A 25,297-nucleotide genomic window follows, 5' to 3' on the forward strand; every position below is an offset into this window, starting at 1 on the left:
GCTAGCCATTACTGCTTTTGGCACAGCGACCCTTCTATAGGGACTGCAAAATATTCCTTGAACGAACCTTAACCCTGGGCTACGATATATACTTGTAGCGGCTCATTATTTAAGATTTAGCCGTGACAAGCATAGTATCGAACCCGGGGATGAGGTTCTTTGTGTTACATATGCTTCATTTCAATCGAACAGACGGTGATTACAGATATGAAGTATGCTCCAGTAGGGATGTTTCGCAACTATACGCGTGAGATGAGCGTATTTATTTGGGCAAGCATGATTAATTCGACAGGTGCTGCGCTCATGTGGCCGCTCACGACTATTTTTGTACATCAAGTGCTGAATCGCTCGTTGGCAGAAGCGGGCTTTGTTATTATGATGCAGATGTTAGGCAATGTGTTAGGACAATTTGCCGGAGGTTCACTTTACTACAAGTTTGGTGTTAGAAAGTTATTAATAGGCGCATTAGCTGTGACAGCGGTATTTCAAGCTTCCCTGGTCGTAACCGCTTACTCCAGTTGGTGGGGTTACATTGTGACGATGTTTGTGATTGGTTTTACAGGTAATCTATCGCAGCCTGCTATTCAATCCTTTATCGGATTTCGCTGGGCCGATCGAAGGGACGAGCTGTTTAATGTAGTTTATGTGGCCAACAATATTGGCGTAGCACTGGGAACAGCTCTAAGTGGTATTTTAGCTGATATTTCCTTTAATTTGACTTTTATATTAAATGCAAGCACGTCGGCAGCATTTGCGGTCTTTTTTTATTACTTCTTGCAGCATATAAAAGAGGAGACAGCCCCAGCGAAGCCAAACGCAACTCCGTCCGTTAAGGGAGCACGAAGAGCCCAACTGGATGATATGCCTGATAAAGGTGCCATTCCACACTTGACGATTGTGGATCAATTGCGCAATGTTCGGCTGTATTTATTTCTGTCTGTCGGTTCGATGATGATATGGATGGCGAACAGCCTGTGGGGCAGCGGTGTTGCTCCTCACATTACCGATCAAGGGATGGAAATGAAGATGTACAGCTGGTTATGGACGTTAAATGGTATTCTTATTTTTGTGGGACAACCGATAACGTCGTGGATGAAGCGTACAATTGCGCAACCGGTCACATCACAGCTAACCTGGAGTGCAGTGTTTTACAGTTTGGCTTACGTTGTCATATTACTATTTCCGTCCTATAGCGGCTTTATTGTAGCGATGATGATTGCGACGTTAGGGGAAATGCTTGTATCCCCGGCAGTTCCAGCTTTTCTGGCAGCTCGGGCTGGTCGAAATGCTCCATTTTACATGGGACTCGCAGGTGGAATCAGTTCAATAGGCAGAATGATCGGACCTGTTGCTTTAGGTGTCGCTTATGATAGTGGGGGACTCCAAGCTGTGATGCGTGTATCCGTTGTCATTGCTATAGTCGCTACAGTCAGTTTCATGCTGCATGCCTATTTACAAAAAAGTAAGCTTAGAGCGGAAAAAAACCAATATTATGACAACTATTCATAAAATTGATGTTTGATTCGACAAAAATAGAATGTGAAGTCCTATTAAGTGTCTCCATCGTCCGACAGATTACCTCATTAAGATACGATATAATAAGGGAAGTCTCACGCATCCATGACTAATCTCACAAATGTGTACAAATAACGTGAAGTGGGGTAATTATAAAGATGGAAGATAAGAACCGGGCCAATATCCTAAGCGTGCAAAAGGAGGCTCAATCTCCAGATGAGCTTCGTTCCCATATTACACTGGATATTATTCAAGTCATGGAGCAGTTGGGCATTTCGATAGAAGAAGCTCCTGATCATATCAAGGCGATTCTTGAGAAGCATCGAAAAGACTGAGGCGGGATGGAAGGAAATTGTTAACAAAGGACAATGAGAAACCGTGAAGGGCCGAGAGCCCTTCACGGTTTATTTGTGTTGTAGTCATACCGACAGGCGGTTATATTCCGAAGTTGAATCGATAACATTCCCATCGATGCCTAGCGCATCATTCGTTCTGCGCGCACAAAGGCGATAAATCGCTTTGCTTCTTCTTCGGTTAATTGATGACCATCAATAGTTAAATGAAATTGTTGCAGCATATCCTCATCGGACAATTCTAATTGATCTACAAAGGCACGAACGGGTTCAGACAAGTTCATGTCCGGAATAAGGGTTCTGCCTACCAAATAGTCGATGGACACCTCAAAGCAATCCGCTAACAAAGTTAATGTCTCAAAATCAGGCTTACGTCGATTTTTCTCGTAGTGGGACAAAGCGGCCCGAGTAATCCCCAATTTGGCTGCCAGATCTTCCTGAGTCCATCCTTTAGCTTCCCTAAGCTCTGCAATGCGATTACCTGTACTCATGAGTAACAGCCTCCTTCAAACACCTTAAATCAGCTAGTGCGCTCTTAATAAATATTAAAGTAACAAAATGTATCTATGAAAGCGTATTATTGGTAAGTATTCACATAAGTAACACAAAAAACGATTGACACGATACTTTTTGTATCGTAAATTAAAGGAGTCGGAGGTTACATATTGTATCACAATCAATAGAAAAGAGTGTTGTCGAAACAAATAGTATCGTGGTGGTTGATTCCCAAAACATTCATGCTGCACATGTAATGAAATAAGCATCAGTCATTTGAACTTTCATATACTGCCTATAGAGGCATTTACAGGGGTCATAATATGGATGCCAACAATCCTCCTTACACCATGAGTCTTCGCATCGCACTTCATAATCCGATTATCGCCTCCATGTCTATCTCACACATTAACCAACATCGAATAGAGGCTGTCAAGACAAGCAAAGTGTTGGTCACGGCTATTAGTCCTGGGGGACTTCGAATGCTGTCCAATTTGGATTTGCCGCTTCAAGCAGAGACGGATTACTCGCTACGATTTGAATTTGAACTTCAAGATGTATATCTGTCCATAGATGGTTGTCCAGTATGGAGCCGATTAACCGAAGGGATGTACGAATACTCGGTCCGATGGCAACTTAATCAAAATGAGAAGCGATTGCTGCTTCGCTTATTAAATGAAAAATTAATCAACATGATGCCGCAGCAAAAACGAATACACCACATGTACCGCACACTATCCACCCTTGCATTATCAACAAACAGAACTCGTTTTCATACGTCATAACATGGTTATGCTTCATATCTTACATCATTTTGAGCAATCTCGCACTTCATTTTATACGATCTGCTACATAGGTAAGGACGTGTTGCATAGATGATTGATATTCATTGCCATGTGCTCCCGGGAGTGGACGACGGGCCAAAACATGCAGCTGATGCCTTGCGGTTAGGGCACGAGGCTGCACGTCAAGGTATACGTAAGCTCATTGCCACTCCACACCATTCCGTCACCTATCGAAATGGAGCCGAGCAGATAAGGGCTCAAGTCATACGTCTGAATGAGCTCTTTGCTAAGCATGGAATTGACGTACATGTATTGCCGGGACAAGAGTTCAGATTAACCTCCGATTATGACTTGGAGTATCAAATGGGCCGCATTCAGCCGCTTGGGGAGAGCCAATACTTGTTAGTGGAATGGCCAAATGATCATATACCGGATTACTTTCCGCTGTTTATGGAGTGGATGAAGGAGCGGCAGTGGTGCATCGTTATCGCCCATCCTGAACGTCATCGGGTCATAATGGACAATCCCAAGGTAGCAATAGCTCTGATGGAACAAGGAGTGCTGTTTCAAATTACATCGACGTCTCTGTTGGGCGGTTATGGAAGGAAAACGATGCGCACCGCATATGATTTAATTCGACAACAATGTGCACATTTCCTAGCTTCTGACGCGCATTGTTTACAGCGACGCTCCTTTTATTTACAAGAAGGCTACGCGGCTGTGAAACAACATATTTCCGCTGCCTATGCAACGATGATGCAACAGAACGCGGAAAAGCTAATAAGGCGCGAGCTTGTTACTCGGTCAATCCTAGATCCGGCTCGACAAAGGTAATACCTATCAAAAGGAGGCAAAGACGTATCGTGGAACTAGACCTTAAACATATGATCCGGATCCTATGGAAGCGTAAATGGTTGATTAGTTGTGTGCTGGTGTTTGGGATAGGCTTCTCCGTTTATTACAGCTACTTTGTTCTGAAGCCTGTATATGAAGCATCTACCAAATTTATTGTAAATAAGACACAAGATGTTGAGGGTGTCGGCAGTATTAACATCAACGACCTGAACGCCAACATTAAGTTGATCCAAACCTACAAAGAATTAATTCGCACGAACTGGATACTGGATGATGTCATTCAAAACAATCCGGATATTCCTTATACACTCGAAAAACTGGTGTCCATGATTAAAGTATCTTCAATGAATGAGACGCAGGTTGTAACGATAACAGTAGAAGATTCTTCTTACGCACTTGCAGCCAAAATTGCAAACACGGTAACAGGATTGTTTGTGAAGAAGATTCCGCAGCTCATGAAAGTGGACAACGTAACGCTCCTGACAGCGGCAGATGCTACCGTTCTGCCGGCTCCCGTAAAGCCAAACAAAATGATGAACATCATTGTAGCTGCCATGTTGTCACTTGTGCTTGGATTTGCGCTTGCATTTGTCATTTATTTCTTTGATGAGGGCATTTACAGCGAAGAGGATATTGCAGAAGCATCAGGGCTAAATACTTTAGCTTATATTCCAAAAATGCGCGGCAAGCATTTGAAGACGGTGGGCAGGTCCGTGCGTGTAAATACCAATCAAGTGAAGGGCGGGAAAGAGACGTATGCCACGACACAGCAGTAAATTCGCCCGCACGATGGAGTACCAGCCCTTATCCCCTATAGGCGAAATGTATCGTTCGTTATGTACGCAGCTCCAATATATGCAGCGTGACGATGAAGTTTGGTCGCCAAGCATAATTGGCATGATGTCTGCACGGCCAGGCGAGGGAAAGACGACCACGATATGTAACTTGGCCATTGCCTTTGCTATTGAGGGGAAACGTGTGCTGCTTGTGGACGGTGATCTGCGTAAACCCAAGCTGCATGATGTATTTGATACGGGTAACAGCAAAGGGTTGTCACAAGTGCTCATGCAACGTACACATCCGAGAGATGCGGGAGAAGAGACTTCGGTTCGCAACCTTACGCTGTTAAGCGCGGGCAAGGCGTTGGACGATCCAGGCAAAATGCTGGCCTCAGAAGCTTTTGATTTATTAATAGAGGAAGCAAAAGCAGCGTACGACATCGTATTGTTTGACGCGCCGCCTGTGCTGCTTTTTAACGATGCTAAGCTTATAGCTTCGCGCTGCGAAGGTGTGCTGATCGTCGTCCAGTCCGGCAGGACGACAGCTAAGATGCTGAATCAAACACGTACACAACTGGAGCGTGTCAATGCCAACATTCTCGGGGCGGTTCTTAACGGGGCAGAAGAACGATGGAATCGCAGTTGGAATCAATATTACAGCAGCACCAGATAGTGAGTAGGGGCTAAAAAGTAAATAACGTCGTCTTCTTCGGGTAGGACCGGTAGAAGACAGGTGATATCTCCTGTACCTTTATCATCGGAGATACTCGGCCGCGCTGTGGGTAATGGTGAGCCTTAGACGATGTCGTCAAGGGTGTGGTGTGAGGACGGGTTAGATGCCCGAACGTTTTTTTATTAAAAGTAGAGTTATGCCGCAAAACCGTGTTACAGGTGTGTTAACGCGGCATAGCTGTACGTTTTAATAGTAAGGAGAGGAAAGATGAGATGCAAAATTATAAGCGAATAGCCGTTCTCATGTGTTTAGATGCAGTATTGGCGGGTATGAGCGTAATTCTCGCCTACTATTTAAAATACGGTTCGACATGGATGATCGAATACCGTATACAAAGCTTGTCGTTTGGTGCGCTGGCTATTGTATTGTCCATTGCCTGTTTGTATGGCTTCAAATTGTATAACAGAGTGTGGGAATATGCGAGCATAGGCGAAATGTATTCGTTAATTAAAGCGCTCGGTCTTGGTATATTTTTAGCTTATGCGGTGACCTGGTTGTTCGTTGACCGTGCCATTTCATTTAGTACGATGATTTGGACCTTTGAGACGCTTTTGCTTGGTGTTGGCGGGGTGAGATTTACTTGGCGTATGCTAAGAGGTCACGTTATCAAACAGCAAACAGACGATGCCACGGTTACTCGTAATGCGATGATCGTAGGCGCTGGCAGCTGTGGTGCTTTAATTGTAAAAGAAATGATGCAGCAGTCGTCTGCAAGATTAAAGCCCGTTTGCTTCGTGGATGATGACAGGACAAAGCTGCATTGTGGTGTATATGGCATTCAAGTGGAAGGCTCAAGGCATGATATTCCCGAGATGGTGGATCGTCATCACATTGACGACATTATTATCGCCATTCCTTCGGCATCGTCGGAAGAATTGGAGCCCATAGTGGAGATGTGCAAGAAGACACCAGCCAGAGTAAGGGTCGTTCCTCATCTGAATGATGTTATTTTAGGCAAGCTATCCATTAAAGATATCGTACAAGTGGATGTAGAAGAACTGCTTGGCAGAGACCCGATACGGATGGATCTAGTTGAGGCGGCTTCCTATGTGACAAAAAAGACAGTGTTGATCACGGGGGCCGGTGGCTCGATTGGCTCTGAGCTGTGCAGGCAGATTGCTTTGCATCAGCCTAATCTTTTATTGATGTTGGGTCATGGCGAGAACAGCATTTATTTAATCGAAAATGAAATACGTCAAAAATATCCACAGATGGCGATCGAAACGTTAATTGCAGATGTGCAGGACATGCCGCGCATGGACCAGTTGTTTAAAGAATATCGTCCAGATATCGTATTTCACGCGGCTGCGCACAAACATGTACCTCTCATGGAGTGTAATCCGGCAGAGGCCGTTAAGAACAACATTATAGGGACACGTAATGTGGCATCGTGTGCAGACCGTTATTCCGCGGAACGATTTGTACTAATTTCCACCGATAAAGCGGTAAACCCGACGAGTGTCATGGGGGCATCAAAGCGGATAGCAGAATTAATCGTGCAGAGCTTTAGTAAAGACAGCAGCACCATTTTTGCGGCTGTTCGATTCGGCAACGTACTAGGCAGTAGAGGCAGCGTAATTCCTCACTTTAAAAAACAGATCATGGCAGGAGGCCCCGTAACGGTTACACATCCTGATATGATTCGTTACTTTATGACGATTCCCGAAGCTGTGCAGCTTGTGATTCAGGCTGGAGCGCTTGCTGATGGGGGCGAAGTATTTGTGCTCGACATGGGCAAGCCAGTTAAAATTGTGGATCTTGCCAGACAGCTTATTCGCTTGTCCGGTTATGAGCCAGAAATTGATATTCCAATCGTATACTCGGGTATTCGACCTGGTGAAAAATTGTTTGAGGAATTGCTAACCGACGAAGAAGGACTTACCTCAACCATGCATGAGCGTATCTTTATTGGCAAACCATCCATTATCCCGAAGCTTGTGCTTGATATGCAGCTTATTAAGTTGGAGCAGGCGCTTGGTGGCAGCGACCAGATCATTCGTGAGGGGCTTAGACAACTAGTGCCTACTTATCAGATGGCTCCTTATGAAGCGAAGGAGAAGCAGACGGTAACAGAGGTGGGAGAAAAGCAGCTGTCGCTGGTGTAGAGAAGGGACCGAGCAGAGATGGACTCACAGACAGATGGTATATCGCGCGTGCGCACACGACAAAAGGAGCGAGATCAAGCTCGCTTGTCAAAGCTTGCGCGTAGGCAAAAATCTGTATTTCGATTGTTCTCATGGACGTTGCTTGGAAATGTAGTGTATGCGGCCTGTCAACTTGGGATGTTGGTTGTACTGGCTCGTATAGGTTCTGTGAAGGATGTTGGGTTGTTTTCTTTGGCGCTTGCCATTAGCGCGCCTGTATATATGCTTGCGAATCTACAGCTCCGAGGTGTTATTGCGACAGATGCTGCGAAGCAGCATCCAACGGGAGCATACATAAGCTTGCGTCTTGTTAGTTCGTGCATGGCTTTATTGGTCGTAGCGGGTTTTGCAGCTGTTTACTTGCCTGATCGCACGGCAGCACTTGCGATTTTGCTGATGGGGGCAGCCAAGTTTTTTGAAGCGATTAGTGACGTCTTATACGGTTGGTGGCAGCAGCATGAAAAGATGGATTGGAGCGGGAGCTCGCTAATGATGCGGGGAATCGTTTCTCTAGTCGTGTTTGGAAGCACGTATTATTATGCAGGTGAGCTTGTAACAGCGTTGGCGGCATACGCCGGCAGTTGGATGTTATTGCTGCTGCTGTATGATTGGCCGCGAGCGGCGCGACTGATTGGCTTTACATGGCGCAGCTCGCCTACTCAATGGTGGAGCCTAATCAAGCAGTGTTGGCCGCTTGGCATTGTGATGATGCTAGTGTCTCTTCAAGCCAACGTGCCTAGATATTTGATTGCGGATGCTTATGGACATGAGGCATTAGGTTATTATTCAGCACTCTTGTATGTCACGGTTGCGATTACAACTGTAGTATCCTCGCTAGGTCAAAGTGTAAGTCCACGTCTGTCACGAGCTTGGGCACAGCATGACGAAAACGCAGTAAAATCGGTGCTTAACAAATCCATGTATGTTATTAGTGCGATGGGGGCCACCGCAATGATCGTCGTTGTAGTTGCAGGCAAATGGATGCTCAATCTGCTGTATGGCAGTGGCTATGACGCTTATTACGATTTGTTAATTTTGCTAGTGTTAGGCGCTGGAATCGGGTGTGCAGCTTCTTTATTCGGTTTTGCACTGACGGCAGCAAGAGTATTTAAAGCTCAATTAGTCATTAATGCGGCAGGCGTAGGTGTGACTTTGGCTGCTCAATATGTGTTTATCCAGTTGGGTCTGCCTTTGATTAGTGCTGGTCATGTCATGATTATCGTCAGTGTGACCAATATGCTGCTTGCTTATCTGATCTGGCAACATCGAGTTAGGCAGTGGCGGCTTGTAAAGGCGGAGGAAAAATCGGTGACTCTTCCGCTCTTGATGCTAGGAAGAGAGCGGGGATAAGAGCATGAGCCTTAGGAGAATAACGCTGGCAGGTATAAGCGTTGCGTTAGTGCCAGTGATCATCTACAGCGCGCTCCACTTAATGGATCAGGACCCGATATCCTTTTATATTTGGTCAATTGTGTTGATGAACCTGATTGCTGGCTATTGGTCGATGCGCATGACCAAGTCAGCTTCTTTTTTTAGCAGTCTGATTGCGATGTTTCTGTTATTTACAACGATGTACTCTATTACTTATCCCTTGGATCATGTCATGGGCAGTTTGCACAATTTGTCCGAGGAGCGACTAGTGCAAATTCTTCAGCTGTATGTGCTGGCGAATATAAGTCTAATTGCTGGAATTGTAGTTATGACTTGTTTAACTTCAGTAAATGTGAAATGGGATGGACGCATGGGAGCGGCTGTTAAGCGAAAAGCTCCTGAATTACCGTTGCAGCAGCAAGACAAAAGTTCCATTTTCGATATTTTGTATTGGCCGTCATTAATTGTGCTGTTGATGGGGATCGCCATGATGATTTATGACCAGATGAGACTGGGCGGCTTCAGTGTCATTGGTGTATCTAACCGATTAAGCAACTTTCAGGCACAGCGTCAGCTTGAGGGGTTATCTCTTCCGTGGAAAGCAATTATTACGAGTTCGCTGCTTACTTTGGCATTATCTATTCGCACCACGAAGCAACGGCATTTATTTTATTTTATAACGCTTATGCTCGGTATATTTTTCTTCTTTGGGCTCGGCAGCCGGGGGTTCATTCTTATTACGATTTTGCCGTGTCTCGGTGTAATGATCGATCGGGGCTACATCAAGATGACAAAATGGAAGCAGGGAATCTTAGTTGCACTTATGCTGCTGCTGCTGTCCCCTATATTTACAAATTTCCGGATGAGCTTGATAGAAGGTGTTCCGATGGATAGCATGCCGGAACAGAGTTGGGCGTTCTCGAATGGAGAGACGGGATCATCCTTTATCGTGACGGCTGATATTTTGTCAGTGACGGATTATCCGGAAGCGGACCCGAGTTATACAACAGCGCTTGGATATGTTTTGCCGTCGGCAGTATACAAAGGAATTACAGGGCATGCCAAGCCGCTAAATATTGGGGATTGGTACGTGTGGTATTTTTACCCTTATATTTATGCGGAAGGCGGGGGGAAAGGTTTTTCTCCATTGGCGCAAGCTTGGATGAATGGTGGCTTAGGGGCTGTCATAGCCGTATTTGCAATAATCGGAGCATTGCTTGTCTGGGCTTCAAGAGGTCATTTTATTAAATATTTGGCGCTGCCGCTTACGATGACATTCCAGCGGATGTCCTTTCATGCAATCGTGGCGGATTTGGTTTATGAACTTGTTTTTATTTTAATCATTTTGCTGTTAGCGGCGCTTATGAGGCCTAAAGCTTGGAAGTGGCTGAAGCATGCTCAGCCTGAGGAGACAACAGCAAGGAGCATAAATTCATTCAGTTGAGGTGACAAAATTGAAGCAACAGGAGACGCGCAAGCCTCGTATAGCCGTCTTCATCACATCTATGGCTGGTGGTGGAGCGGAAAAAGCGGTCACGATGCTTCTCAACAGCTTGGACAAAGAGAAGTATGAACTTCATCTGCTTGTCAATCGTTTCGAAGGTCCATACTGCGTGCAAATCCCACCTTACGTACAAGTAACAGAAATAAGAGCGCCTAGGTTAAGGGTTGCTTTGCCGCGTCTGATTCGGGCTCTACAGAGAGTAGAGCCGGATGTTGTCATTGCGAACCTGTGGGAGAACAATGTGATGGCTGTTGCTGCAAAGCGTTGGTGCAAGCGGCCTTACGCAGTGATCGTATGCGAGCATAGCGCGATTAGCCGCAAGCGGCCGCCTGGCACCAACATGCTGCGCCGTCTGTGCTATAAGCGGGCAGATGCCGTCGTAGGCTGCTCTATAGCGATGGGCGATGAGCTTCATCACCTGCTCCGCATTCCCGAAGAGCGAATTCGAGTCATTTATAACGCGGTCATCGATCAGGGGTTTAACGTTCGCAAAGATGAGGCATGCCGTCATCCTTGGTTAAATGACGAGCAGAGCAGTGCAACTGCTAATGAATCTGGATTTCCAGCACCGGTTATTATTAGTCTCGGCAGGCTGTCTCCTGAAAAGCGTTACGATTTATTGATCGAAGCGGCGGCGCGCCTTCGTCAATCTGGTATGCCTGTTCGTGTCATTTTGATCGGCGAAGGTGCGGACAGAACACGGTTAGAGCAAATTCGTTCTGAGCTTGGAGCGGATCAATATGTAGATTTACCTGGTTATACGGCTAACCCGCTGCCGTATTTGAGACGCGCGAACCTTTATGTACAGAGCTCAGACGTAGAAGGTTTGCCTACTGCATTAATTGAAGCGATTGCTTGCGGCACGCCAGTAGTGGCAACGTTAACAGCTACAGGCACAGCGGAAGTTGTCCAAGGTATTAAAGGGGCTGTAACTGTGCCATGCGGTGATGTGCAGGCGATGACAGAGGCCATCCGGCGGCAATTACAACTACAAGCTTTGCGTATAGAGGGAGCATCGACAAGTTTAGAGCCAGACTTGAGGTTCACGTCTGAACATGCGTCGGGCCAGTATGAAGCGTTAATTGATTCGTTATTGGCAAGCAGCGGCTATGAAGCCCAGCATCGTGAACAAGAGAGGAGAGGCGCGACAGGATGAAATTTGTATTTGCTTATGATGTACAAGTAGAACAAATACGCGGCTCGCACGACGTGTACCATAATTACTTTGATTACAACGTATGGCAGCGATATTTGCAGGCATGCTCACAATTAGCGGTAGTTACTCGTATTATCGACTTGGAGCCTGGACAACAGCCCGTCAACCGCAAGCTGTCGAGTGGTCCCAACGTCACGTTCCAAGCGGTGCCCAATTTGAGCAATCCAATCGCTCAATTAACGAATCGCAAGCAGGCCCAAGCGATCATTCAACAGCAGCTTGAGGGGGCGGATGCGCTGATCGCACGTTTGCCAAGCGAGATTGGCGCAGAAGCGATTCGTGTGGCGAAGCGGATGGGCAAGCCGTGGGCAGTTGAAGTAGTTGGGCATGCTTGGGATGCGCTGTGGAACTACGGCACCTGGCAGGGCAAAGTCTATGCCCCTATTATGACGCTGCGCACGAAACGTCTGGTCAAGCAATCCGCTTATGCGCTGTATGTGACAAGATCGTTTTTGCAAGGACATTATCCTACGAAAGGCCGTACGATTCATTGCTCGAACGTTGAGGTTGGCGCTGCACCAAGGGAAGTGCTGCGTGATCGGCTGGAGCGAATCAAGCATTTGGATTCGACATTGGGGGAAGCTGCTGAACTGCGGATTGGCCTAGTTGGGTCGCTGGCCTCGAAGTACAAGGGGGTAGATATAGCGATTCAAGCCATTGCTCAATTAAAAGACTTAAATGTATCTTTTCACGTATTGGGCGAAGGTGATCAATCGCGATGGCGTCGCTATGCTGATCAGTTAGGTGTAACGGATCGTATCGTGTTCCATGACCCGGTTCCGAGCGGAAGCGAGGTGCAGAAGTGGCTGGATAAGCTGGATATGTACATACAGCCTAGCTTTCAGGAAGGTTTGCCGCGCGCATTAATAGAAGCGATGAGCAGAGCGCTGCCAAGTATAGGCTCAACAGCAGGTGGCATACCCGAACTGCTGCCAAAACAGTGGATCGTACCTAAAGGAAATTGGGCAGAGTTGGCCGATAAGATCCGGTTGTTGGCCACAAGTCCAGCGCTTATGCAGGAAGCTGCCATCAAAAATTACGAGGAAGCGGGACAATATTCGAATGAAGTATTAAATGCGCGACGCACTGCATTTTGGGAGTCGTTTGCTCAAGATGTTCGTCAACAATCGCGTATATCCGTTGCAAAGTTGGTGGAAGGATGAACATTTGGATAACAGGAGTTGCAGGATTTATAGGTTCTTATACGGCGGACAGATGTTTGCGTGAAGGGCATCAGGTCACGGGCATTGACTGTATAAATGATTATTATGATGTTCAATTGAAAGAAATGCGACTTGCCGAACTTGTAAATAAGTACTCTTCCTTTTCATTTCATCGCATGCAGTTGGAAAATGGGTCTGAAGTGATGGCGCTGATGGAAAAGACGAAGCCGGACGTTGTAATTCATCTAGCAGCGCAAGCGGGTGTCCGCTATAGCCTCATTAACCCTCATGCTTACATCCAGTCTAACGTTGTAGCGACTGTTAATGTGATGGAGGCGTGCAGAACACATGAGGTGAAGCATTTGTTGTACGCTTCCTCAAGCTCGGTGTACGGGGCGAACAAGAAGGTGCCATTTTCGGTTGAGGATAGAGTGGACCGGCCCGTAAGCTTATATGCAGCAACAAAAAAATCAAATGAGCTTATGGCCTATACCTACAGTCATTTATATGATCTGCCGACGACAGGACTTCGGTTCTTTACAGTATACGGACCATGTGGAAGACCGGATATGGCCTATTTTTCATTTGCTGAGCGGATGATGTCCGGGCAGCCGATTGATGTATTTAACAACGGTGAAATGATGAGAGACTTCACTTATATCGATGATATTGTGGAGGGAATCATGCGTCTCATTCCTAAACCGCCTGTTCGAGATGGCGAAGAGCCTCCTTATCGCGTCTACAACATTGGTAATAACCAGCCAGTGAAGCTGATGACGTTTATTCGTTTGCTTGAACAAAATCTAGGTGTGTGTGCCGATATTCGAATGAAGGAAATGCAGCCCGGAGATGTAGAAGTGACTTATGCCGATATTGATGCGCTCCAGCGGGATATCGACTATAGACCTGTGACATCCATTGAAGAGGGGCTTAAAAAGTTTTGTGCGTGGTATATACCTTATCGTGAAGCAAGGGAGAGGGGAGCGGCGCAATCATCCGTGTCCGTCGCAGAGGTGATGGGTTATGCCGGCAAGTAAACAAGCAGAAGAAGCTGAATATACCGAGAAGAGACGTATCCTGTTGGCCGTTACCGTGCAGGAGAGCGTCTCTTTTTTTGAGCAGCAAATTCAATATCTCCGTGACCGCAACTATGAGGTAACCGTTGTATGCAGCAGCCGACCTGCTGACGAAGCATTGGAAGGTGCAGCGTTCAGGGAGCTGCACATGAACAGGGAGATGTCCCCGTTGGCGGATTTAAAAAGCTTATGGAACGCGATCAAGCTTATGCGAGACATCAAGCCACATATCGTTAACGCAGGTACACCGAAGGCGGGGCTTATTGTCGGCCTTGCGGCGCGGATATGCGGTGTGCCAGCAAGGGTGTATACGTGTCACGGGCTGCGTCTTGAGACGATGTCGGGCTGGAAGCGACGTCTATTAACTTGGACGGAGCGTATGGCTGCTCTTTGTGCACATGAAGTCATAGCGGTAAGTGACAGCCTCAGGCGCAAATTGGCAGTGCTCCGCATTTGTGCCGCAAGTAAAGTGACTGTCCCTCACAACGGCAGCTGCAAAGGGATTAAGGCTGAACGTTATGAGGTGACACCCGAGATGGCCGCTAGAGCAGAGGAGCTTCGCCTTCGATTAGGCGTACCGCGGGAGGCGACATTGTTTGGTTTTGTTGGCCGCATAACAAGGGATAAGGGAGTGGACACACTTGTCGAAGCGTTCCAGTTAGCCAAGGCGCAGCTGCCGAACATTCGACTGCTGCTTGTTGGCGCGAGAGAACAAGCAGACCCGATTACAGAGCTGACAAAAAGAATGATTGAGGCAGATTCTCATATTATCGAGGCGGGCTATCAACACGATTTGCCTCTCTTTTATGCGGCGTTGGATTGCCTGGTACTGCCTTCTTACCGCGAGGGGCTTGGTAATGTAGTGCTGGAAGCCTCTGCCGCAGGTAAGCCTGTTATCGTGGCACGGTCTACTGGATTAGTGGATACCGTTGTGGATGGCCATACGGGACTCATGATTGAAGCTGGCGATACGATCGGCTTATGCGGGCAGATGAAATATATGGCAACACATAGGGAGGAAGGAAAGAAGCTTGGGGACAACGGCAAACATCGTGTCATCCGCGACTTTCACCCGCACGACGTCATTCAAGCTTTTGGGCAAGTGTACGAGCGCTTGTACTTAAAACATGTCTCTTCTCTTGCTTCAATTACTACTACTGCCACTACTGCTACTACTAGCAATACTGCAACTACTTCGACTACCGTGGGCAGTGAAGCTTACAGCAAGCCAAAACAACGGGAGGAAACGCTATGAAAGTTGTCGTTACAGGAGGAGCCGGCTTTATTGGCTCACATGTTGTGGATCAGCTGCTCGCAGTTGGCCATCAGGTTGCCATTGTGGATGACGGCAGCACAGGGGACTGGCGACATACGCCCGATTTGGCGGTCAGATATCCAATGTCGATTACATCGTCGCAGCTAGTGACGGTATTCGAGCGGGAACAGCCGGAGGCGGTGATTCATCTTGCCGCCCAGATCGATGTCCAGCGCTCACAGCAAGATATGAGATTCGACGCAGATGTTAACATCGTCGGCACACTTCAAGTGCTGGATTGCTGTGTCAAGTATGGGGTCAGCAAAATGGTCTATTCATCCTCGGCCGCTGTATACGGCAACCCGCATTATTTGGCTGTAGATGAGCAGCATCCCATCATGCCGATGTCTGCCTACGGTGTGTCCAAATATACACCTGAACACTATATACGTTTGAAGCACGAGCAGCACCCCGGTCTAAACTATACGATATTGCGGTACGCCAACGTTTATGGGGAACGTCAAATTCCGAAGGGCGAAGGCGGGGTCGTTTCCATCTTTGTTGACAATATGCTGAGCAATCGTACGTCCGTTATTTATGGAGATGGGACACAAACACGAGACTTTGTCCATGTCAAAGATGTAGCGCGTGCCAATCTGCTTGCGCTTGAAGCTGATGGCAATCATACGGTAAACATCAGCACAAATCAGCCTACAAGTGTGTCTGACTTGTATGGATACCTTCAGAACATAACAGGGGCTAACCCACCTGTATTCGGTCAGCAGCGTCCAGGTGATATTGAGCACAGCTATTTAAACAATACGCAAGCAAAAGAACGGCTCGGCTGGGAGCCGAGTATTGATTTGAACAAGGGATTGCTTGCGGCGTATACCTATGCGAAGGAAACGATGACAGCACAGGTGACAGAGTAACAGGGGGTAGTAATTTTACTAAATATTATCCATTGTATGTGACGTCCCTTGGGGCGGTAGTTATAGAGCATTACACGCACAATTACAGACGGAGGCGTTAAAATGACGATACGCAAAGCGATAATACCAGCAGCAGGTCTGGGCACACGTTTTTTGCCAGCTACCAAGGCACAGCCTAAGGAAATGTTGCCCATCGTAGATAAGCCCGCTATTCAATATATTGTGGAGGAAGCGATAGCCTCTGGCATTGAAGACATTTTAATAATAAGCGGTCGTGGCAAACGTGCAATTGAGGACCATTTCGACAAATCGTTCGAGTTAGAAGAAAGCTTGGCTGCTGCCGGCAAGTATGATGCGTTAGCAGAAATACGCGGCATCTCGAATTTGGCGAACATTCACTATATTCGTCAGCAGGAACCAAAGGGACTTGGCCATGCGATCCTGTGCGCACGCTCATTTATTGGCAATGAGCCATTTGCGGTGCTGCTTGGTGATGATATTGTGCAATCACAAACCCCTTGTACGAAACAATTAATCGATGTGTACGATCGTTATCATAGTTCGGTAGTCGGTGTACAGTGGGTGCCTGATGCGGACGTTAACAAGTACGGCATTATAGAGCCCTATGACAACCCTGGCGAAGGTAGCGTGCTGAATACGAGATCTCTTATCGAGAAGCCGCAGCCAGGACAGGTCGATTCGAACTTTGCAATTATGGGCAGATACGTGTTGAGACCTGAAATTTTTGAAGCCTTGGAAACACAAGCGCCAGGAGCTGGTGGTGAAATTCAATTAACGGATGCGATACGCCGTCTTAACGAACACCAAGCGGTGCTTGCCTACCAGTTTGAAGGCATTCGTTATGATGTGGGGGATAAATTGGGCTTCTTGAAGGCAACGATTGATTTCTCCTTGCAGCGGGATGAGCTTCGAGAAGCGATGATTGATTATTTGGGCGACACACTCGAACGGATTACGGTTTCTGCCTCTATTTTAGCGGGGGCTCAAACTCCTTCGGCTGCGGTAGGGGGAACAAGCAGATGAGTGAACGGAAAATTGCAGTGATTGGCACAGGATATGTGGGGCTTGTCTCGGGAACTAGCTTTGCACATGCGGGGCATGACGTCACATGCTGTGATGTAGACCAAGGCAAAATTGAGCGGCTGCGACAAGCAGATATTACGATATATGAGCCAGGACTAGATGTGCTTGTAAGCGAAAATATGCGGCAAGGCAGACTTCACTTTACGACCAATATTGACGAAGCCGTGCAGCAATCGGCATTTATTTTTATTGCAGTCGGAACACCGATGTCGGAGTCTGGCGAAGCAGACATGACCTATATTCAGAGTGCTGCCCGCATGATTGGTAAAGCGATCAACGGTTACAAAATTGTAGTCACCAAAAGTACAGTGCCCGTAGGAACAGGACGGAAGCTGGAGCAGTGGATTCGGGAAGAGGCGCCTCATGCGCGCTTTGATGTTGTATCCAATCCAGAATTTCTTCGTGAGGGTTCGGCAGTTTATGACTCGCTAAACATGGAACGTGTAATAATTGGTGCTTCACAGCCGTCAGCGGCGGATGCAGTAGCCCAAATATATGAACCTTTTGGGTCTGTAATTGTGAAGACAACACTGGAGAGCGCAGAAATGATTAAATATGCTTCCAACACGTTTCTTGCCACTAAAATATCGTTTATAAACGCGATCGCCAATCTGTGCGAGCACTTGGGCGCAGATGTAGAAGAGGTCGCACACGGCATGGGGCTTGACGGCCGAATCGGACACCGCTTTTTGCAAGCAGGTATCGGTTATGGCGGCTCCTGCTTCCCAAAAGATACTTATGCGCTTCAGTACATGGCCCGTGAGCAAGGGTATGACTTCTCGTTGTTAGATGCCGTAATTGAAACGAATGAGCGGCAACGGTTGATAGTCATCGAGAAACTGACTAAAGCGTTAGGTAATGTTAAGGGGAAACGAATCGCCGTATTGGGCTTATCGTTTAAGCCAAATACAGATGATATGCGTGATGCGCCTTCATTAACGGTTGTGCCTATCATGACTCAACTTGGGGCGACTGTCAGGGTGTACGATCCGATTGCAGCTGAAGAAGCACGAAAGCACTTTGGTGATTCTGTCACCTACTGCGAATCGGTGTACGAAGCTGTAGAGCAGTGCGACGCTTGTATCGTGTTGACGGAGTGGGAAACGATCGTGAAGGCAGATTGGCAAATGATCAGGAGTGCAATGGCAGCTCCCGTCCTGATCGACGGCCGCAATTGCTGGCCTTTGGAAGACATGCATAAGGCAGGTTTCTATTATGATTCTATTGGGCGTCAGCTTATCCCATCCTACGCTCATGAGAAAGTCCAGGTGACGATGTAGACGATACTGAAGAAGAAGGAACAATGAAATATGAACCCACTAATCATTATAGGTGCCGGCGGCCAAGGCAGGGAAGTCGCGCAGTGCGTCCGGGATATTAATCGTATCCAGGACACTTGGAAGCTGATCGGTTATGTCGACGATAACGAGGACATACACGGGATGAAGCTAAACGATATTCCGGTTGTAGGCTCGCTGAGATGGTTAACCGCAGAAATCATTCGAGATGTGTATGTCGTATGTGCGATTGGCAGCTCGCTCGTAAGAAGAAGCACGCTGGATCGTATTGAACGAACCGGCATGGCTCCCCGCTATGCTACCATTATTCATCCAACCTCTGTTATAGCCGAAGAGGTGGACATTAGCGAAGGCGCAATCATATGCGCGCATACAGTTGTTTCAACTAATGTGAAGCTGGATAAACACGTCATCATTAATTATGGCGCCTCAATCGGGCATGACTCTACGCTAAAATCTTGTGTAACGATATTGCCAGGTGCCCGTATCTCAGGTCACGTGTTGTTAGAAAGCGGATGTGATATCGGCTCCAATGCTGTAGTCATCCCTATGAACACGATCGGCGAGAATACAATCGTTGGCGCAGGTGCAGTCGTCACACGTTCTCTGCCACCCTTCTGCACGGCTGTTGGTGTTCCTGCCAAGCCAATCAAGTATCATAACATCATTCATAACAGTAGGTAGGTGCAAGTGATGAATCAAGAACGAATTTATTTGTCCCCGCCGCATATGGGCGGGGATGAACAGCTGTATGTAGCCTCTGTATTCGATAGCAATTGGATTGCACCACTTGGTCCTATGGTGGACCAATTTGAACGTGAACTAGCCAGTCAAGCAGGCTGTGCGGGCGCAGTAGCATTAAGCTCCGGCACGGCTGCTATTCACCTTGCTTTGCGGCTGCTCGACATCGGTCCAGGGGATCGGGTCTTTTGCTCGACACTTACGTTTGTAGCAAGTGCCAATCCGATCTTGTATGTTGGTGCTGAACCGGTATTTATCGACTCGGAGCCAGACACTTGGAACATGTCGCCCCAAGCTTTGGAGCGTGCATTTGAAGATGCGGTACAAAGAGGAAAGCTGCCGCGAGCTGTAGTGGTCGTTCACTTGTACGGACAAAACGCGGATATGGACCCGATCGTTTCTATTTGCGAGCGCTACGGTGTGCCCATTGTTGAGGATGCTGCTGAATCACTTGGTGCGACCTACAAACATCGGATGAGCGGCACGATGGGCAAGTTTGGCATCTATTCTTTTAATGGAAATAAAATTATTACGACTTCTGGCGGTGGCGCGTTACTATCCAATGATTTGCCTGCATTGGACAAAGCCCGTTATTGGGCGACCCAAGCACGAGATGCTGCCAGACATTATGAGCACTCTGTCATGGGATTTAATTATCGGCTTAGTAATGTGCTGGCGGCAATCGGGGTAGGGCAACTGGCGATGCTTCCGCAAAAAGTCGAGGCAAGAAGGCAAATATTTGCCCGATATGAAGCTCATTTATCACCTATGGATGGCATCGTTATGATGCCTGAAGCAGCTTTTGGCATTTCGACGAGATGGTTGACTGCTTTGACGTTGGAACCAGACATATATGGCCTAACGGCCCATGAAATCGTTGATCAAATGGCACAATTAAATATCGAATGTCGTCCGGTATGGAAGCCGATGCATTTGCAGCCGTTATTCCAAGGGACGGACTATTATGAGCATGAGGAAGGTACAAGTGTCAGCGATCGGCTGTTTACACATGGCATCTGTTTGCCTTCAGGTTCTAACTTGACGGAGAGCCAGCAGGACCGTGTCATTGAAGGCATACAGTCGATGTTGTATGCACTGGCGAGGTAATGGAAACAACGTCTAGCGTTTGCGCTGCCATCCGGTTAGAAGCTGGCCAGTCGGTAGAACTGGCAGAGCATACGCAAGCTTGTGATGACGGAAGATATACAGCTATAACTGCCGAGTTGGAATCGTTTGTCCAACAGATGGAGCAAGTGAAAGCAGAGGATGTTACAGTACAAGCGGCCATCGAACAAATGAAACATATTTTGTGCAAATATATGGATAATGTGGGGTAATAGAGATGAAAAGGAGCTTTGATGTTACGGCAGCATCGATCTTACTGTTGTTGTTAAGTCCAATTATGCTGCTTACGGCTTTATTTGTGCGTATTCGAATTGGAAATCCGATCTGGTTTCTTCAAGAACGTCCTGGCAAAGAGATGAAGTCATTCCAATTATACAAATTCCGCACGATGACAGATGCCAGAGACTCAAACGGGGAGCTTCTCCCTGATGAGAGTCGACTTACAAAGGCCGGAATATTTCTGCGCCGTCTTAGTCTGGATGAGCTGCCACAGCTTATTAATGTGCTGAAAGGGGATATGAGTCTGGTTGGTCCCCGACCTTTGCTTGTCAAATATAATCCCTACTATACGTCAAGAGAACTGATTCGCTTTCAAGTAAGGCCCGGAATAACAGGTCTTGCCCAAATTTCAGGCAGAAATATGCTCTCATGGGAAGAACGATTTGAATTGGATGCTTATTACGTTGAACATTGGAGCTTCCTTGTAGATGTCCGTATTTTATGGATGACTGTCATTCAAGTATTTGCACGTAAAGATGTAGCCATATATCCAAGTCAGGCTGTAATGGATTTAGATAAAGAACGACAAATGCTTATGTAGTTGGCAAGGGATAGAAGGAGGCGGAGGGAACCTGCAAGAAGCCTAAAAGGAGGGTAAGGATGATGAATCTAATCTTATTGGGTAGTATGGGCATCGCTATTGAGTGTCTTGAATGGCTGCTGACACGTCCTGACTTCCGTATTGCAGGTGTCGTCTGTTCCCGTGAACCGATGTCGGCCTGGAGGAAGACGATAAAGGATCGTAATATGTTAGAAGTAGCTGAGGATAAAGGAATACCTATACTAGATGTAAATGATTTGCAGCATGTGCAGGCAGATATCGGCGTGAGCGTGCGCTTCCATAAGGTGTTAAGACGAACACATTTAAATCGATTCAAACTTGGGGTTATCAATTTGCATGGTGCCCCTCTCCCTGAGATGAGAGGGTCCATGTGTGATGCCGCGGCGATTATGGAAGGGCGCAAAGAGTATGGGACCAGCTTGCATTGGATGAACGAACGAGTTGACGCGGGAGATATTATTGACGTCAAAAGATTTCCAATTGAACCGCAGCATACCGTGTACGATTTATTTGAGAGATGCAACCGAATCGGCTTGGAATTAATGAAGCAGTACCTTCCTCAGATTGCTGCTGGTAAGGCGGTGTCCACACCTCAGGACATTATTGCGGCCGAGATGGGTGTCACACCTCAAACGTATAAGGCTGAAGATGTCAGGGCGTGCAAAGAAATTACGCCGGACACCCAATCGGATCAGATCTGGAATGTAGCGCGAGCGTTTCAATTTCCAGGGCATGAGCCGGCTTACATCCGTTCCGGTTCGGGCAAAATCTATGTATCAATACAGGGATAAGAGCATTGCTTGATAGCATGCCGAGTCAGGCAGCATTATGTGGAGGGTGGAGCTTCATGGAAGCAGTCGTTGTTTTAAACTTGGAACAGGACAAAGAATGGAATGAGTTAATCCGCGCGATACCAGAAGCAGATATTTACTTTACTGCTGATTATTGCCGCATTTATGAAGAGAATCGTGAAGGAAAAGCGCAGTTGTTCGTCTATCGTGAAGGAGACGACTATATCTGCTATCCATTCCTTTTAAGGGATGCGTCACGGCAGCCTGGATTCACGGAATTACATACGGGCGAGCCTGTGTATGATATTACGACACCGTATGGATATGGAGGTCCTATCAGTAATGTGAATGATGCGGCAAGGCGTGACGCGCTGTTTCGTCGCTTCGAGCAAGTGTTTGATGACTATTGTAAGGCAGAGCGGATTGTAACGGAGTTTGTACGCTTTCATCCGTTGTTGAACAACGCTCAATATTATCAGGACTGTAATCCAGAATATGTGCGTAATACGATATATATTGACTTGACGATGGACGAACAAAGTATTATGCGCCAGTACTCGCGCGACAATCGTAACCGCATTCGGCGAGCAGAACGTGAAGGGCTTGTGGTGAAGCTCACGCCTCTATCTGAGCTGGAAGACTTGCTGCGGCTGTATTATTCCACGATGTGCAAAAAACAAGCCAATTCCTATTACTATTTTAAAAAGGATTTCTTTGAGAATACGGTTAGTTATTTGCGGGAAAATATTAAGCTGCTTCAAGTAATTCGCAATGATCAGGTCATTACGTCATGTTTGTTTATGCACTATGGTGATTACGCGCATTACCATTTGATGGGATCGGACAATGAGCATTTGAAATGCGCGCCTGTCAACCTGCTTATTCATAAAGCCGTCATGTGGGCCAAGTCCATTGGCTGCAAAGTGCTGCATCTTGGGGGCGGTTATTCCGGCAATGACAATTTGTATCGGTTCAAACGAAGCTTTAATGAGCATCAGGCAGCAGATTTCTATGTGGGCAAGCGAATTCGGAATGAGGAGTTATATAATTTATCGATTCAATGCTTGGGGATTGGTCTGCTGCAAGAAAAGTATTTTCCGATTTACCGCAACCCCGAGGTAATGAATTCCATAGGTAAACTGGTCGAACAAGCCGCTGCTTTTATGTAACGGCTTGTTCTCGTTGTATAAAAATACAAAATATTAGTTGTCAGACTAAGCAACTTTCTGTGGTAAATCATAGTATATGTTACGATTGCTCCTACTTGCTCTTTAAATCGACAGGAGGAATCATACTTTGAAAGAAGGTGAAAGCATTGCGAAAAGAGAGCACGAAGATTCCGTATCTGGGAAGGTGGCTGCTAATTGTCTGTGTGATGTTAAGCGTATTCATGCTGCAAGTAAACGACTATCCTCCGATGAAAGTCTCGGCATTAGATGCGCCAAAGCCGCAAGGTATTAGCATTACGGCATTTGGAGCGGTCGGGAATGGCATCAAAGATGACACAAAAGCACTTGTCAAAGCGAGTAATTTGTTATCAGGCACGATCTATTTCCCAACAGGAACCTATTTGTTAAACGACAACTTGACTTTTAACTCCAACCTTACGCTTGCATTTGGCGAGAATGCTAAAATACAAGTCGCGTCAGGAAAAAGTTTATATATTAACGGAAAAATTGTTGCGGGGCTTTACAAAATATTCGGTGGTCAAGGGAACGTAGCAGGGACTGCCGCGATTAAAACCGTATATCCAGAATGGTTCGGAGCACTTGGTAATTCTGTTCAGGACGATCGTCCTTATATTCAGGCTGCCGTTAATTATGCCTCTCAATTAACGACCAATGCTGCCGTTCATTTTTCCTCGGGACGCACATATATATTAGGGACGATGACCGCACCAGGCCAAACCTTTATTCAAATGCCGCAAAAAGTATCCATTGCTGGCACAGGCACACTCAAAATTGCAAATAAAATAGGGGTCTACAACAACGTATTCGAATTTAAGCTGCCAGTCAAAAACTTGTCGATTACGGATATTACGATCGATTCTAATTCCTTAAACAATCCGATATCCACTAAGCCGACTGACGCTTACAACGCTCGTCGTGAGATTATGATGTATACTGGTAGCGGTGTTAAGATCGCCAATATTACAGTAAAGAATAGCCATGCAATTCATTCAATTATGGCAAATGTTGTAGCGGATATGACGATTACTGGCAATAGATTTCTGAACATGGGATCGGGAGCAACGTTCTTCTATGATACTTCTTGCATGTATTTAGTTGGTAATAACGTGCTCGTGTCAGGAAACTTCTTTGAAGCGGGTGGCCCTGGGGCCAACACGGCCATCGAAGTTCACGGCTCGACCAAGAACGTGCTGAACAATACGATCAGTAAATACCGAACGGGTATCATTTACGGACCTACCGACAATCCTGCGTATGATAATAAGGACAATATGATTGCAGGCAACCGAATTCAAAAAGCCGTATTTGGTATGAGTTTATGGGCTTCGATTGATCATGTAGGCACGTTAACGATTAAGAACAATAACATTGTCGTAAATGCACGAGGCGGTGGATTTTTACCGACAAATGCGGCGGCAGCAGGGATTCAATTTTACAACAAAGGCAATTACTCCTGGACCGGTCTTTCCATTTTGAATAACTTTATTGACTTCGAAAATCCAGGTGGAGGTTATATGACCTTATCACCTAACGCAGCGGGTATTGACCTCTCGTTGTACAGTACAACAGCCAACATCACAGATATGCGGATTCGAGGCAATATGATTCGTAACTCGTACAGTAATGGTATTACCTGGAACGTGCATGGCGTATTAACAGACGTAACCGTAGAGAAAAATACGATCGTTAATGCAGGCTCCTTGTACAGTGGCAAAGATGGTAACAGCGCGGGCATTGCACTGCTTGAAAATCGGTTGTTCCGAAATGTGCTCATTCAGGATAACTCGATTGAGGATAACCGTACTCCTTCTAAAATGTATACGGGGATGCTGCTGAGAAGCATTGGACCTTTGGACAATGCGAGCACACAACTGTTTTGGACTAACAACTCCATCGTATCGGCATCTCCAATGTTAAGTGGCAGCTTGATTATTACTGAAGGTAATACGCCTGTAATTATTCAAACACCTTTCTACCCTTAATTCAGCAGGCGCACAAAAGGGGCAGAATGATTGCCCCTTTTGTTGCTGT

At 46.6% G+C, this 25,297-nt stretch carries 24 protein-coding genes; 23 read left to right on the plus strand and 1 reads right to left on the minus strand.

Going from position 1 to position 25,297, the window contains the following annotated elements; all coding sequences use genetic code 11:
• The first annotated feature begins 195 nt into the window (after positions 1 to 195).
• Both H509_RS25455 and H509_RS27730 read left to right on the plus strand, forming a co-directional pair.
• Positions 196 to 1,509, plus strand: coding sequence for an MFS transporter (locus H509_RS25455; protein ID WP_245596097.1), 1,314 nt, complete (start codon positions 196 to 198; stop codon positions 1,507 to 1,509).
• Between the two features lie 164 nt (positions 1,510 to 1,673).
• Entirely contained in the window at positions 1,674 to 1,850 is a 177-nt protein-coding gene (locus H509_RS27730) for a hypothetical protein (RefSeq protein WP_157277741.1), read from the plus strand.
• Between the two features lie 140 nt (positions 1,851 to 1,990).
• On the opposite strand, the gene H509_RS0114835 is transcribed toward H509_RS27730, so the two are convergent.
• Positions 1,991 to 2,359, minus strand: a complete 369-nt coding sequence (locus H509_RS0114835) for a helix-turn-helix domain-containing protein (protein ID WP_028545777.1) — start codon at positions 2,357 to 2,359, stop codon at positions 1,991 to 1,993.
• A gap of 327 nt (positions 2,360 to 2,686) precedes the next feature.
• On the opposite strand from H509_RS0114835, the gene H509_RS0114840 reads away from it, so the two are divergent.
• The 21 genes from H509_RS0114840 (at position 2,687) to H509_RS0114940 (ending at position 25,248) form a co-directional block, all read left to right on the plus strand.
• Positions 2,687 to 3,148 carry a PilZ domain-containing protein gene (locus H509_RS0114840; protein ID WP_028545778.1) on the plus strand — a complete coding sequence of 154 codons (462 nt, stop codon included), beginning with the start codon at positions 2,687 to 2,689 and terminating at the stop codon, positions 3,146 to 3,148.
• Positions 3,149 to 3,238: 90 nt separating this feature from the next.
• Entirely contained in the window at positions 3,239 to 3,982 is a 744-nt protein-coding gene (locus H509_RS0114845) for a tyrosine-protein phosphatase (protein WP_028545779.1), read from the plus strand.
• A gap of 29 nt (positions 3,983 to 4,011) precedes the next feature.
• On the plus strand, positions 4,012 to 4,779 hold the full coding sequence (locus tag H509_RS0114850; protein ID WP_028545780.1) for a YveK family protein: 768 nt from the start codon (positions 4,012 to 4,014) through the stop codon (positions 4,777 to 4,779).
• Positions 4,760 to 5,455 carry a CpsD/CapB family tyrosine-protein kinase gene (locus H509_RS0114855; protein WP_028545781.1) on the plus strand — a complete coding sequence of 232 codons (696 nt, stop codon included), beginning with the start codon at positions 4,760 to 4,762 and terminating at the stop codon, positions 5,453 to 5,455. The genes H509_RS0114850 and H509_RS0114855 overlap by 20 nt, the downstream gene beginning before the upstream one ends.
• A 272-nt stretch (positions 5,456 to 5,727) precedes the next feature.
• Positions 5,728 to 7,620, plus strand: coding sequence for a nucleoside-diphosphate sugar epimerase/dehydratase (locus H509_RS0114860; RefSeq protein ID WP_028545782.1), 1,893 nt, complete (start codon positions 5,728 to 5,730; stop codon positions 7,618 to 7,620).
• Positions 7,621 to 7,638: 18 nt separating this feature from the next.
• Positions 7,639 to 9,009 carry a lipopolysaccharide biosynthesis protein gene (locus H509_RS25460; protein WP_051287194.1) on the plus strand — a complete coding sequence of 457 codons (1,371 nt, stop codon included), beginning with the start codon at positions 7,639 to 7,641 and terminating at the stop codon, positions 9,007 to 9,009.
• Positions 9,010 to 9,013: 4 nt separating this feature from the next.
• On the plus strand, positions 9,014 to 10,474 hold the full coding sequence (gene wzy / locus H509_RS0114870; RefSeq protein WP_028545783.1) for an O-antigen polysaccharide polymerase Wzy: 1,461 nt from the start codon (positions 9,014 to 9,016) through the stop codon (positions 10,472 to 10,474).
• Position 10,475: 1 nt separating this feature from the next.
• Positions 10,476 to 11,690: a glycosyltransferase gene (locus tag H509_RS0114875; RefSeq protein ID WP_028545784.1), complete on the plus strand. Its 1,215-nt coding sequence runs from the start codon at positions 10,476 to 10,478 to the stop codon at positions 11,688 to 11,690.
• Positions 11,687 to 12,913, plus strand: a complete 1,227-nt coding sequence (locus tag H509_RS25465; RefSeq protein WP_051287196.1) for a glycosyltransferase — start codon at positions 11,687 to 11,689, stop codon at positions 12,911 to 12,913. Before H509_RS0114875 ends, H509_RS25465 begins: the two co-directional genes overlap by 4 nt.
• Positions 12,910 to 13,950, plus strand: a complete 1,041-nt coding sequence (locus tag H509_RS25470) for an NAD-dependent epimerase/dehydratase family protein (RefSeq protein WP_084159218.1) — start codon at positions 12,910 to 12,912, stop codon at positions 13,948 to 13,950. The genes H509_RS25465 and H509_RS25470 overlap by 4 nt, the downstream gene beginning before the upstream one ends.
• Positions 13,937 to 15,244 carry a glycosyltransferase family 4 protein gene (locus H509_RS0114890; RefSeq protein WP_028545785.1) on the plus strand — a complete coding sequence of 436 codons (1,308 nt, stop codon included), beginning with the start codon at positions 13,937 to 13,939 and terminating at the stop codon, positions 15,242 to 15,244. Before H509_RS25470 ends, H509_RS0114890 begins: the two co-directional genes overlap by 14 nt.
• Positions 15,241 to 16,176, plus strand: a complete 936-nt coding sequence (locus H509_RS0114895) for an NAD-dependent epimerase/dehydratase family protein (protein WP_028545786.1) — start codon at positions 15,241 to 15,243, stop codon at positions 16,174 to 16,176. The genes H509_RS0114890 and H509_RS0114895 overlap by 4 nt, the downstream gene beginning before the upstream one ends.
• A gap of 102 nt (positions 16,177 to 16,278) precedes the next feature.
• Positions 16,279 to 17,220: a UTP--glucose-1-phosphate uridylyltransferase GalU gene (gene galU / locus H509_RS25475; protein ID WP_051287198.1), complete on the plus strand. Its 942-nt coding sequence runs from the start codon at positions 16,279 to 16,281 to the stop codon at positions 17,218 to 17,220.
• Positions 17,217 to 18,560, plus strand: coding sequence for a UDP-glucose dehydrogenase family protein (locus H509_RS25480; protein ID WP_036697570.1), 1,344 nt, complete (start codon positions 17,217 to 17,219; stop codon positions 18,558 to 18,560). Before galU ends, H509_RS25480 begins: the two co-directional genes overlap by 4 nt.
• Positions 18,561 to 18,590: 30 nt before the next feature.
• Entirely contained in the window at positions 18,591 to 19,262 is a 672-nt protein-coding gene (locus H509_RS0114910; protein WP_028545787.1) for an acetyltransferase, read from the plus strand.
• A gap of 9 nt (positions 19,263 to 19,271) precedes the next feature.
• The gene (locus tag H509_RS0114915) at positions 19,272 to 20,426 is read left to right on the plus strand and encodes a DegT/DnrJ/EryC1/StrS family aminotransferase (protein ID WP_028545788.1); all 1,155 of its coding nucleotides are present in this window, start codon (positions 19,272 to 19,274) and stop codon (positions 20,424 to 20,426) included.
• On the plus strand, positions 20,426 to 20,656 hold the full coding sequence (locus H509_RS0114920; protein ID WP_028545789.1) for a hypothetical protein: 231 nt from the start codon (positions 20,426 to 20,428) through the stop codon (positions 20,654 to 20,656). The genes H509_RS0114915 and H509_RS0114920 overlap by 1 nt, the downstream gene beginning before the upstream one ends.
• Positions 20,656 to 21,264 carry a sugar transferase gene (locus H509_RS25485; protein WP_281169754.1) on the plus strand — a complete coding sequence of 203 codons (609 nt, stop codon included), beginning with the start codon at positions 20,656 to 20,658 and terminating at the stop codon, positions 21,262 to 21,264. Before H509_RS0114920 ends, H509_RS25485 begins: the two co-directional genes overlap by 1 nt.
• A gap of 62 nt (positions 21,265 to 21,326) precedes the next feature.
• The gene (locus tag H509_RS0114930; RefSeq protein ID WP_245596099.1) at positions 21,327 to 22,076 is read left to right on the plus strand and encodes a methionyl-tRNA formyltransferase; all 750 of its coding nucleotides are present in this window, start codon (positions 21,327 to 21,329) and stop codon (positions 22,074 to 22,076) included.
• Positions 22,077 to 22,132: 56 nt separating this feature from the next.
• Positions 22,133 to 23,245 carry a lipid II:glycine glycyltransferase FemX gene (locus tag H509_RS25490; protein WP_051287200.1) on the plus strand — a complete coding sequence of 371 codons (1,113 nt, stop codon included), beginning with the start codon at positions 22,133 to 22,135 and terminating at the stop codon, positions 23,243 to 23,245.
• A 137-nt stretch (positions 23,246 to 23,382) separates the two neighbouring features.
• Complete coding sequence (locus H509_RS0114940; protein ID WP_028545791.1) at positions 23,383 to 25,248, plus strand: glycosyl hydrolase family 28-related protein; 1,866 nt, start codon at positions 23,383 to 23,385, stop codon at positions 25,246 to 25,248.
• Positions 25,249 to 25,297 lie beyond the last annotated feature (49 nt).

Source organism: Paenibacillus taiwanensis DSM 18679 (assembly GCF_000425125.1).
GTDB classification, from domain to species: domain Bacteria; phylum Bacillota; class Bacilli; order Paenibacillales; family Paenibacillaceae; genus Paenibacillus_B; species Paenibacillus_B taiwanensis.

Coding starts and splice junctions, on each gene's coding strand:
- H509_RS27730 (WP_157277741.1), top strand. CDS start 1,674: ATGGAAGATAAGAACCGGGCCAATATCCTAAGCGTGCAAAAGGAGGCT.
- H509_RS0114835 (WP_028545777.1), bottom strand. CDS start 2,359: ATGAGTACAGGTAATCGCATTGCAGAGCTTAGGGAAGCTAAAGGATGG.
- H509_RS0114840 (WP_028545778.1), top strand. CDS start 2,687: ATGGATGCCAACAATCCTCCTTACACCATGAGTCTTCGCATCGCACTT.
- H509_RS0114845 (WP_028545779.1), top strand. CDS start 3,239: ATGATTGATATTCATTGCCATGTGCTCCCGGGAGTGGACGACGGGCCA.
- H509_RS0114855 (WP_028545781.1), top strand. CDS start 4,760: ATGCCACGACACAGCAGTAAATTCGCCCGCACGATGGAGTACCAGCCC.
- H509_RS0114860 (WP_028545782.1), top strand. CDS start 5,728: ATGCAAAATTATAAGCGAATAGCCGTTCTCATGTGTTTAGATGCAGTA.
- H509_RS25460 (WP_051287194.1), top strand. CDS start 7,639: ATGGACTCACAGACAGATGGTATATCGCGCGTGCGCACACGACAAAAG.
- wzy (WP_028545783.1), top strand. CDS start 9,014: ATGAGCCTTAGGAGAATAACGCTGGCAGGTATAAGCGTTGCGTTAGTG.
- H509_RS25465 (WP_051287196.1), top strand. CDS start 11,687: ATGAAATTTGTATTTGCTTATGATGTACAAGTAGAACAAATACGCGGC.
- H509_RS25470 (WP_084159218.1), top strand. CDS start 12,910: ATGAACATTTGGATAACAGGAGTTGCAGGATTTATAGGTTCTTATACG.
- H509_RS0114890 (WP_028545785.1), top strand. CDS start 13,937: ATGCCGGCAAGTAAACAAGCAGAAGAAGCTGAATATACCGAGAAGAGA.
- H509_RS0114895 (WP_028545786.1), top strand. CDS start 15,241: ATGAAAGTTGTCGTTACAGGAGGAGCCGGCTTTATTGGCTCACATGTT.
- galU (WP_051287198.1), top strand. CDS start 16,279: ATGACGATACGCAAAGCGATAATACCAGCAGCAGGTCTGGGCACACGT.
- H509_RS25480 (WP_036697570.1), top strand. CDS start 17,217: ATGAGTGAACGGAAAATTGCAGTGATTGGCACAGGATATGTGGGGCTT.
- H509_RS0114910 (WP_028545787.1), top strand. CDS start 18,591: ATGAACCCACTAATCATTATAGGTGCCGGCGGCCAAGGCAGGGAAGTC.
- H509_RS0114915 (WP_028545788.1), top strand. CDS start 19,272: ATGAATCAAGAACGAATTTATTTGTCCCCGCCGCATATGGGCGGGGAT.
- H509_RS0114920 (WP_028545789.1), top strand. CDS start 20,426: ATGGAAACAACGTCTAGCGTTTGCGCTGCCATCCGGTTAGAAGCTGGC.
- H509_RS0114930 (WP_245596099.1), top strand. CDS start 21,327: ATGAATCTAATCTTATTGGGTAGTATGGGCATCGCTATTGAGTGTCTT.
- H509_RS25490 (WP_051287200.1), top strand. CDS start 22,133: ATGGAAGCAGTCGTTGTTTTAAACTTGGAACAGGACAAAGAATGGAAT.